This window comes from Asticcacaulis sp. P2_B1 (genome assembly GCF_056404915.1).
This window is the reverse complement of the sequence record NZ_JBFUDD010000013.1, coordinates 106,434-115,732: the sequence shown is the minus strand read 5'-3', so window position 1 is coordinate 115,732 and position 9,299 is coordinate 106,434. Positions and strand designations below refer to the sequence as shown.

Annotated in this window: 8 protein-coding genes; 4 read left to right on the top strand and 4 right to left on the bottom strand. The window is 59.4% G+C overall.

Translation table 11 applies throughout. The features are described 5' to 3' along the window. The first annotated feature begins 233 nt into the window (after positions 1 to 233). Complete coding sequence (locus AC1DX3_RS20420) at positions 234 to 635, top strand: endonuclease domain-containing protein (RefSeq protein WP_476991184.1); 402 nt, start codon at positions 234 to 236, stop codon at positions 633 to 635. 349 nt (positions 636 to 984) lie between these two features. Next, positions 985 to 1,590, top strand: coding sequence for a hypothetical protein (locus tag AC1DX3_RS20415; RefSeq protein ID WP_476991183.1), 606 nt, complete (start codon positions 985 to 987; stop codon positions 1,588 to 1,590). Positions 1,591 to 1,607: 17 nt separating this feature from the next. Here AC1DX3_RS20415 and AC1DX3_RS20410 read toward each other — a convergent pair whose 3' ends face one another. Further along, entirely contained in the window at positions 1,608 to 2,777 is a 1,170-nt protein-coding gene (locus AC1DX3_RS20410) for an aldo/keto reductase (protein WP_476991182.1), read from the bottom strand. A gap of 35 nt (positions 2,778 to 2,812) precedes the next feature. Continuing rightward, a complete protein-coding gene (locus tag AC1DX3_RS20405) occupies positions 2,813 to 3,664 on the bottom strand; it encodes an aldo/keto reductase (protein ID WP_476991181.1) in 852 nt (283 codons plus the stop codon). Positions 3,665 to 3,811: 147 nt separating this feature from the next. On the opposite strand from AC1DX3_RS20405, the gene AC1DX3_RS20400 reads away from it, so the two are divergent. After that, positions 3,812 to 4,738, top strand: coding sequence for a LysR substrate-binding domain-containing protein (locus tag AC1DX3_RS20400; protein ID WP_476991180.1), 927 nt, complete (start codon positions 3,812 to 3,814; stop codon positions 4,736 to 4,738). Between the two features lie 21 nt (positions 4,739 to 4,759). On the opposite strand, the gene AC1DX3_RS20395 is transcribed toward AC1DX3_RS20400, so the two are convergent. Next, positions 4,760 to 6,808: a sensor domain-containing protein gene (locus tag AC1DX3_RS20395; RefSeq protein ID WP_476991179.1), complete on the bottom strand. Its 2,049-nt coding sequence runs from the start codon at positions 6,806 to 6,808 to the stop codon at positions 4,760 to 4,762. A gap of 455 nt (positions 6,809 to 7,263) precedes the next feature. Beyond that, a complete protein-coding gene (locus tag AC1DX3_RS20390; protein WP_476991178.1) occupies positions 7,264 to 7,467 on the bottom strand; it encodes a CsbD family protein in 204 nt (67 codons plus the stop codon). Between the two features lie 161 nt (positions 7,468 to 7,628). Here AC1DX3_RS20390 and AC1DX3_RS20385 point away from each other — a divergent pair, with 161 nt between their 5' ends. Continuing rightward, on the top strand, positions 7,629 to 9,191 hold the full coding sequence (locus AC1DX3_RS20385; RefSeq protein WP_476991177.1) for a DUF5060 domain-containing protein: 1,563 nt from the start codon (positions 7,629 to 7,631) through the stop codon (positions 9,189 to 9,191). Positions 9,192 to 9,299: the final 108 nt, after the last annotated feature.

The window sequence follows — 9,299 nt, the reverse complement described above, 5'->3', positions numbered from 1 at the left end:
TGTAAGCACGCAGTGCGAAACGGGGGAGGTGGCGCGGCGCTCGCGCTTCTTCAGCGCGAAGTCCGCGACGGAGGGGGCCGACGGACGGTGAAATGGCCCCCTCCGTCAGCGACTTCGCCGCAAGGGCGGCGAGCGCGCTGCCACCTCCCCCGCTTCGCCTGAAGAAGGCTCGCAAGGGAGGAGAAGATTAGTGCAGCCTTTTCTGTGTTTAAGAAGGGTGATAGATTTCTCACATGAGGGAACGGGATAAATCCAAAATCACTTTTGGACGCAGGCTACGGCGGAATATGACACCACCGGAAGCTGCGATTTGGTTTCGCTTGAAAGGCCGTAAGAAGGGCGAGATTATGTTCCGCCATCAAGCCGTTCGCGATGGTTTCTTCTTCGATTTCTTTTGTGCCAAGGCCAAGCTGGCGATTGAAATCGACGGTTTGATCCACGATACCCTGAAGCAGGCTTTGCACGATGAACGGCGGGACGCGTGGATGTTGGAAAAGAGCATTATCACCTACCGCATTCCGGCGTCGGAGGTCATGGCCGATCCGGATGAAGTGGCACTGGGGATATGGTTGATGGCCAAGGACAGGGCTGAGAGTTTGAAACGGGTCAGGAGGAAAAAGGTGAAGCCAGTCTAGGTAGACGGCACAGTGGCCCCTCCGTCGGCGACTACGCGTCGCCACCTTCCCCGTTTCGCCCCGGGGGCTTGCAAGGGAGGAGAAGTGTCCCCCTTATCAAATCTTTATACAACCGGAGACATAGCAAACCGCATCCTTATCTCGCAACCGCTAACGTTGATTCACTGTCAAAGTTTCTTCCCCCGGAAACACCTGACAGGACTAAACGGCCGGAAGTATCTGGCGGCGGGTTTGAACGCTATGCGTCCTTTGCCTGCTGGAACTTCCGGCCGCTCACGCTTTCCCCATTCTTTGTCTGGACAAGCCTGCCATAGCTTGCTGATATGCGGCCAAATTACAGGAGGTCGTTATGCGGGCAGTTTTGATGGTTTTGGCGGTCGTCGCCCCGGTGATCGCCTTATCGGGATGCGCGCCGGACAAGGACCCGCTACCGACCAAGACCGCGCAGGAGACCTTCAAGGGCTGCACCTGGGGTAAGGTTACGGGCAAAGGCTTGTCGATCTGGAGCTATGCCTGCGATAGCCAGAAATTGGTCGCCGACGACAGCCTGCCCGGCTTTGTGATCGAGTCGCCCGGCGATCAGGGCGTGTCGCGGCGGACCGTGATCCGCGTTTTTCCGAAAGCAGCCGATGCGCCGTTCGATTCGGTGCTGCCGGCGATTCGCGCCGCCTCTCCGGGCCCAATGACGGCGCGCTGCGAACTGGTTGTGGTGCCGCCGGCGGACGATCTGACCGGGCGGTTATATGAGCTGGAACCGGTCGGCGCCGACAAGGCCGCCTTCGACAAGGCCAATGCCGTCGAGCCGGGCGAGCCGCCGTGCGGAGATATGGGGATTTCGGCGGTCGGCGATCGCTTCTTCAAGGAACTGGCCGACGATCCGACCAAGGTGGTGCTGATCGATATGGGCAGCGAGATTCAGATCTTCGATCCATCAACCTTGACGTCGGAGAAGTAGGCTGACCAAGGATGGTGTCAAATCTTCGGTGGCGCTTCGACATTAGAGAATTGAAGCACGGCGTCTGGCAGTCGCGCACCCTTGATCTGGATGGCCGAGACCGCTGAATTGAGCTCGGCCAATTCAGACGGCGTAAACTGGATGGATACTGCCTGGGTGTTTTCCCGCATATGGGCCATTTGGGTCGTACCGGGTATCGGCACGATCCACGGCTTTTGCGCTATCAGCCAGGACAGGGCGATTTGCGCCGGGGTCGCCTGTTTCCGCTCCGCCCAAGTCTTCAACAGGGCGACAAGGGCCAGGTTTTGCGGCAGGTTTTCCGCTGCAAACCGGCCTTCGACCTTGCGGATATCGCCGTCGGCGAAGCGCGTATCCTTGTCGATGGCGCCAGCCAGGAAACCTACACCGAGCGGACTCCAGGGCACGAACCCGATCCCCAGTTCATGACAGAGCGGAATGACGGCCTCTTCAGGCCCGCGCCACAGCATCGAATACTCGTTCTGCACAGCCGTAACCGGCAATTCGGCGTGGGCGCGTCGCAGGGTGTTGAGCCCCATCTCGCACAGGCCCCAGTGCAGCACCTTGCCGTCCTTCATCAAGTCCTTGATCGCGCCGGCGACATCCTCGATAGGCACCTGAGGGTCGACGCGGTGCTGATAAAGCAGATCGATGCGATCTGTTCGCAGGCGCTTCAGCATGCCGTCGACGGCCAGCTTGATATGGGCGGGTTGACTGTTGAGGCCGGGACGCCGTTCGCCCGTTTCGAGGTCGATATTCCAGCCGAATTTTGAAGCGATCACCACCTTGTCGCGAAAGGGTTCAACCCCTTCGCCAAGAATGCGCTCGACCTCGAAGGGGCCGTAGGCTTCCGCGGCGTCGTAGAAGGTGACGCCCTGGTCGAAAGCCGCGCGGATAATATTGAGCATCTCCGGCCGGCTGGGGACTGTCGTCTCATAGGTGCGGCTCATATTCTGCACGCCGAGGCCTATGGACGACACCTCCAGCTTGCCTAAACGGCGGCGGCCGGCGGCGAGGGTCCCCTGTTGCGCTGACCTATCTGTCTTGGCGTCTTCAGCGGCGCGTGCCGTTCCGGACATGAGCATGGGCGCGGCGCTGGCCGCGGCGCCGGCCAACAGGATTTGCCGGCGGTCGAAGCGGTTCGGTGTGATATTCAGCGTGTCGGACATGGTCTGGTCTCCAAACGAAATGTTTCGAAAAGCGATCAGATGTCGAGCTTGCGCTCGCTCATCCATTTGACGATTTCGGGGTCACGGTGCGAAAAGAAGCTGCTGGTCTTGGTATCCAGCGCCGCGATGCGCGCCATGTCCGGTTCGTCGAGTTGAAAATCGAACACCGCCAGGTTTTCGGCCATGCGTTCCTTGCGAACGGACTTTGCCAGGGCGACGACGCCGCGTTGCAGCAGCCAGTGCAAAACCACCTGGCCGACGGATTTTCCGTATTTTCCGGCAATGGCGACAAGGGTTTCGTTTGTGAACAAGCCGTTGCGGCCCTCGGCGAACGGCGCCCAGGCCTCGGGTTGAACACCGATCGACTTCATGAAATCGACGCTTTCGACTTGCTGCTGAAACGGGTTGGTTTCAATCTGATTGACGGCCGGCGCGATCTCATTGAAGACCTTGATATCCATAAGCCGGTCGGGTTCGAAGTTACTGACGCCGATGGCACGCAGCTTACCGGCCTTGTAGGCCTCTTCCATGGCGCGCCATGAGCCGTGGACATCGCCAAACGGCTGGTGGATCAAATAGAGGTCGAGATAATCCAGTTGCAGGCGCTTCAGCGAGTCGCCGATCGCCTGCGTGGTCTTGTCGTAACCGGTATCCTGCACCCACAGCTTCGTCGTGACGAACAGTTCGCTACGCGGCACACCGCTGTTGCGGATGCCGGCGCCGACAGCAGCTTCGTTGAGATAGGAGGCGGCCGTGTCGATCAGGCGATAACCTGTTGCGATCGCATCGATGACGCAACGCTCACAGTCCTTGGGATCAGGTATCTGAAACACCCCGAAGCCGAGGCTCGGCATCAGCAGTCCATTGTTCAAGATGACGTTTTGCATGTCTGCACTCTCTGTCGGAAATTTACGTATCCGCGCCCGGCGACCCATCCATCGCCTGGTGACCGAGCGTCGCATGAACATCACTTTATGCCCTTTGGATCATTTCGATTAGCCGCTATAATCGGCATGCCGTCATAAGGATAGCTAATGAATACGCCCAGCTTCGACGATTTAGCGGCCTTCGCCCATGTGGCTCGGGAGCAAAGCTTCACCCGTGCCGCCGCCAAGCTGGGTGTGTCGCAGTCGGCCCTCAGCCAGACCATAAAAGCGTTGGAGGGGCGGCTCGGTTTGCGATTGTTAACCCGGACGACGCGCAGCGTATCGCCGACCGAGGCCGGCGAGCGTCTCCTGCGCACCCTGGCGCCGCGTTTCGAGGAGATCGAGAGCGAGCTCAGGGACTTGTCCGCCCTGAGAGACCGTCCTGCCGGAACCTTGCGGATCACGGCCGGGGAACATGCCGCCGTGTCCGTTCTCGAGCCGGCGCTGGCGCGGTTCCTTCCCGAGCATCCGGACATCACGGTCGAGATCATCGTTGACTATGGCTTGACCGACATTGTCGCCGAGCGTTTCGACGCGGGCGTCCGGCTGGGCGAGCAGGTGGCCAAGGATATGGTGGCCGTCCGAATCGGGCCGGACATGCGTATGGCGGTTGTCGGTTCGCCGGCCTATCTCTCGGGTCGTACGCCTCCACAGACCCCGCAGGACCTTACATCCCACAACTGCATCAATATGCGGCTGCCGACCTATGGCGGCCTGTTCCCCTGGGAATTTGAGAAGGAGGGACGCGAACTGAACGTTCGGGTGAACGGCCAACTCGTCTATAACAACCTTACGCTCCGGATAAATTCGGCACTGGACGGTCTGGGACTTGCTTACGTGCCGGAAGACCAGGTGCTGCAACATATTCAAACCGGGCGCCTGGTCCGCGTTCTGGAGGACTGGTGTGCGCCGTTCGCCGGATACCATCTATATTACCCCAATCGGCGGCACGCGGCGTCCGCGCTTTCCGCCCTGGTATCGGCCCTGAGGTATCGCGAGCCGAAGGAAAAGCGTGCGATACAACCCCTGTCCTGACTCTAGCTCTTACGGCCGATCTTAACGGGCAACCTGGCTGCGCGGCGCGTTGCGCACATTGACCAGCTTTTGTACGGCGTCCACGGCCATGGGGCGTCCCAGCAGATAGCCCTGGGCCTGATCGCAGCCTTCTTCGGCCAGGCAGGCATATTCGGCGTCGGTTTCCACGCCTTCCGCGGTAACGACGGCGTTGAAGCTTTTCCCCAGGCCGATGACCGCGCGCACAATGGCCAGATTTTCCGGGGACGATGTCAGGTCGGTGATGAATGATCGATCGATCTTCAGCTTGTCGAACGGAAAACAGCGCAGATAGGCCAGGCTTGAATAACCCGTGCCGAAATCGTCCAGGGCGATACGAATGCCGAGTTGCTTCAGTTGATGGAGAATCCGCACATTCTCCTGGCTGTCGGTGAGAAAGACCGATTCGGTAATTTCGAGTTCGAGCCGATCGGGCGCCAGCCTCGATTGGTCAAGCGCCTTGATGACATCCGCGGCCAGGCCGAAGCCGGTAAATTGGTGCGGCGACAGGTTGACGGCCACGCCGATATCGGCCGGCCATTTGGCGGCTTCGCAGCACGCTTGTTGCAACACCCATCGTCCGATCGGTTCGATCAGCCGCGACGACTCGGCGACCGGAATGAAGTCCACGGGGGAGATCAGGCCGCGCGTCGGATGCCGCCAGCGTAGCAAGGCCTCAAAGCAAATGATACGTCCGGATTTCGTGCTGACGATGGGCTGGTAATCGATATAGAGCTCTTTTTTTTCCAGGGCGGAGCTAAGTTCATCCCGCAGAATCCGTTGCCTGTCGGCCTTTTCTTCCATGGTGAATTCGAACCAGGCGTAATCTCCCTTACCCGTCGCCTTGGCGGCATAAAGGGCAAGGTCCGCGCGCTTCATCAGGGCGTCGGCGTTACAGCCGTGTCGGGACCTGAGGGCGAGGCCGGCACTGCAGCCGATCGAGATAATATTACCGTCAAGATGAAACGGTTCGCATATCGCGCCGATAAGGCGTTGCGCCAGTTGCGAGGCACTGTGCTCGCTGATCCGGCCGCGATGGATCACGCCGAACTCGTCGCCGCCCAGTCGCGCGACGATGTCGTCGTCGCCCATATGCGATAACATGCGCGTTGAGACCTGGCGCAGAAGTTCGTCGCCGGCGTGGTGACCCCGGCTGTCATTGACGGCCTTGAAGCGATCCAAATCGAAAAGAAGGAGAGCAAAATCTTCGCGGGACGCCTTGTCCTCCATCTGCTGATCGAGCAGGTTCTGGAACTTCAGACGGTTCGGTAGATCCGTCAGGACGTCGTGCAGGGCCAGGTGACGGCTGCGCTCCTCGATCCGGAGCTTTTCCGTAACGTCCTCGGAAATACCGAGCAGATAGCGCGGCTTGCCGTCAATACCCGGCACACCGATCTTCTGGGTTCGCAAGGATCGCAGGCCCGTTGGCGTCGACAGCGGCTCGTTTTCGATACAGACCAGCTTGCCCGAAGCGACGACGGCCCGATCCGCCTCGGTGAACCGTTCCGCGTCCGCAACATCGAAGAGATCGAAGTCGGTTTTGCCGATCAGGTCGTGGCGCCGGATTTCGAGGAGATCTTCACCCGCCTTGTTCAGCAGGACAAAGCGCCCGTCGCGCGCGTCCTTGACGAAGACCATGGAGGGAATACTTTCGACGACCGCGTCGAGAAATATCTGCGTGCCTTTCAGCTCAATCGAGGCCTGTTCGCGCTCGGTAACGTCGATATTCCAGACGATGCCGCAGTCCTTGCCGAGGTAGTCGATGCGCTGGGCAAAGAGGAGAACCTGGATCTTGTCGCCACTGGCCTTGACGTGGGTAAAGCACTGCTTCGGCGCGGCGAAGGTCGCCAGATTAGTCGCGTTGTCGCGAACGGCCGGCCAATCTTCCGTTGGATGCACTTCCAGGATGGTCTTACTGAGAAGGTCGCCTCTGGCATAACCGTAAAGCGCGCATGCCGCTGGGTTGACGGCGACGAAGTCCAGGTTCGCGATATCGAAAATCCACATGGGGATCGGGTTTTGCTCGAACAGGACGTCGAACGACCTTTCCATACCTCCGGCGTCATCGGCGTGACAGCCCGGGTCCCGACTTGGCCTTCCCTTGCCTCTCTCCACGAACACTTCCTGCGTTACGCACAACGAACCTGTCACGGCCGTTGAGAACGGTACTTTTGTCCCATGCTACACGTGTTGGATTTCTAATCGCTTAATACCTCTGTCATCGAGGATGACCGCTGGTACTCGCTTTTTGTAAGCTCAAATGCCGCTGGGCTCGCCGCATCGGCGGCGGCGGCGCTTGCCCGCTGCCAACGGTGGACGAATCAAAATCATCCGCCGTTGTCATATTACAGGAAATATGACGTTTTCAGGATATCTCGCCCGTCGGAGCATGATGGACGGCGCACATGAAAAAGGCGGGAAGGCGCATCTGAGGAGACGCCTTCCCGCCCGGTTGCTGCTTCAGTCCGGCGGGAAAGAAGCAACAAGCTCGCTGTTACGGTTTTAGCTTAGTGATCGATGCGGGCATTCCACTCATCGACCTGCTTCTGCGCCTCGTCCTCGGCGATACCGTAGCGTTCCTGAATCTTGCCGGCCAGGAGCTTGCGGTCGCCTTCGATGACGTCGAGATCGTCATGGGTCAGCTTGCCCCACGCCTTTTGAACGTGACCCTTGACCTGTTCCCAGCTACCCTGGGCGCGATCGTTGTTCATGTTAAACTCCTGAAACTACAATGGTTTTGGTGAAGCTTTACCTTACCATTTTCCGATCTAAAGTTTCGACGCCTTAGGACCGTTACATCATAAAGAAGCTATAAGTCGGCTTGAACTCGGCCTCGATAGTTGTATGATGAATGACAAATAGGGAGAAAATGATGCGGGTTTCACGACGCGGCGTTTTGGCCGCCCTGCCCTTGGTCGCGGCAAGCGGTGCGATGACGGACACCAAGCCTGCAAGGCTTTGGGAGGTTATGGAGCTGAGCCTCGACGGTCCCGCCGACGGTAACCCGTTCGTCGACGCGACACTTTACGCCGAGTTCAGCCAGAACGCGAAGACGATCCGGGTGCCGGGATTTTACGACGGTAAAGGGATCTATAAGGTCCGCTTCAGCCCACTGGAAACCGGGGCCTGGGCGTGGCGAACCACCAGCAATGTGGCGGCGTTGAACGGCAAGACGGGATCATTCCACGTGGCTGGGGCAACCACTGGGCGCCATGGTCCGGTGTCCGTGACGGCGGACGGTTATCACTTCGCCCATGCCGACGGCACGCCGTTTTGCCAGATTGGGACCACGGCCTATGCCTGGGCACAGCAGTCGGACGACCTGGCCGACCAGACATTGCAGACTCTGAGCACGGCGCCATTCAACAAGATCCGCATGTGCGTCTTCCAGAACGTCAAGGCGGCGCCGGTCGAACCGTTCGTCAAGACCGGTCCGGGTGACCGCGATTGGGATCCGGCACGGTTCAATCCTCTGTTTTTCCAGCGCTTCGAAGACCGGGTGGCGCGGTTGCAGGCGCTCGGCATCCAGGCCGATGTCATCCTCTATCATCCCTATGACAAGGCCCACGGTTGGTGCGACATGGCGCGGGCCGACGACGAGCGCTATCTGCGCTACGTCATCGCCCGGCTGTCGGCCTATGATAATGTGTGGTGGTCTATGGCCAATGAGTTCGACCTGGTGCTGTCGAAAGCGGAGGCCGATTGGGATCATTTGGGTGGCTTCGTCGCGGCGAATGATCCGCATAACCGTTTGCGTTCCATCCATAACTGCAAGGCCTTCTTCGACAACAGAAAGCCGTGGGTGACCCATGCCAGCGTGCAAAACGGCATGTCGGTCAAGGACGATACGCGCGCCGAAATCTATCGCGGGGTGTGGGAAAAGCCGGTCGTCTTCGACGAAGTCTGTTACGAGGGCAAGATCGACCTGCGCTGGGGTAATCTCAGCGGGCCGGAGATGGTGTCGCGGTTCTGGCATGGCCTTGTCGGCGGGACCTATGTCGGGCACGGCGAGACCTTGACGGCGGACAATATCAGCGCCGATGCGTCATGGACCGGGATCGGCGGRCGGTTGTTGGGAGAAAGCGCGCCGCGGTTGGCTTTTTTGAAGCGCGTGATGGAGCAAGGACCGAAGCCCGGCTTCGACGCGATCGACAAGTGGTGGGACCGGCATTTCGGCGGTCAGGCCGGGGTTTATTATCTGCGTTATTTCGGCGAGGCGACGCCCGAATCCTGGGCGTTCGAACTGCCGGCCAAGATGTTGAACGGTGGCGAGACGTTCCGGGTCGATATTCTGGACACCTGGAATATGACGGTGACACCGGTCGATGGGACATTTACCGTCATGAAGAAGGACGCCTACACGTTTCACGATCCAAAGCGATTTGTAGGCTTGCCAGGTAGGCCGTGGATGGCTGTCAGGGCGGTTAAGGTGTGATGGCGGCGGCCTTAAAAAGCCGACACTCCGAATCCCTCTTTTTGGATGGCTCGCCTGGCCGCTTCCCCGCCCTGGACAGCGTTAGCGCGCCTGAGTTCTCGCGCAAAA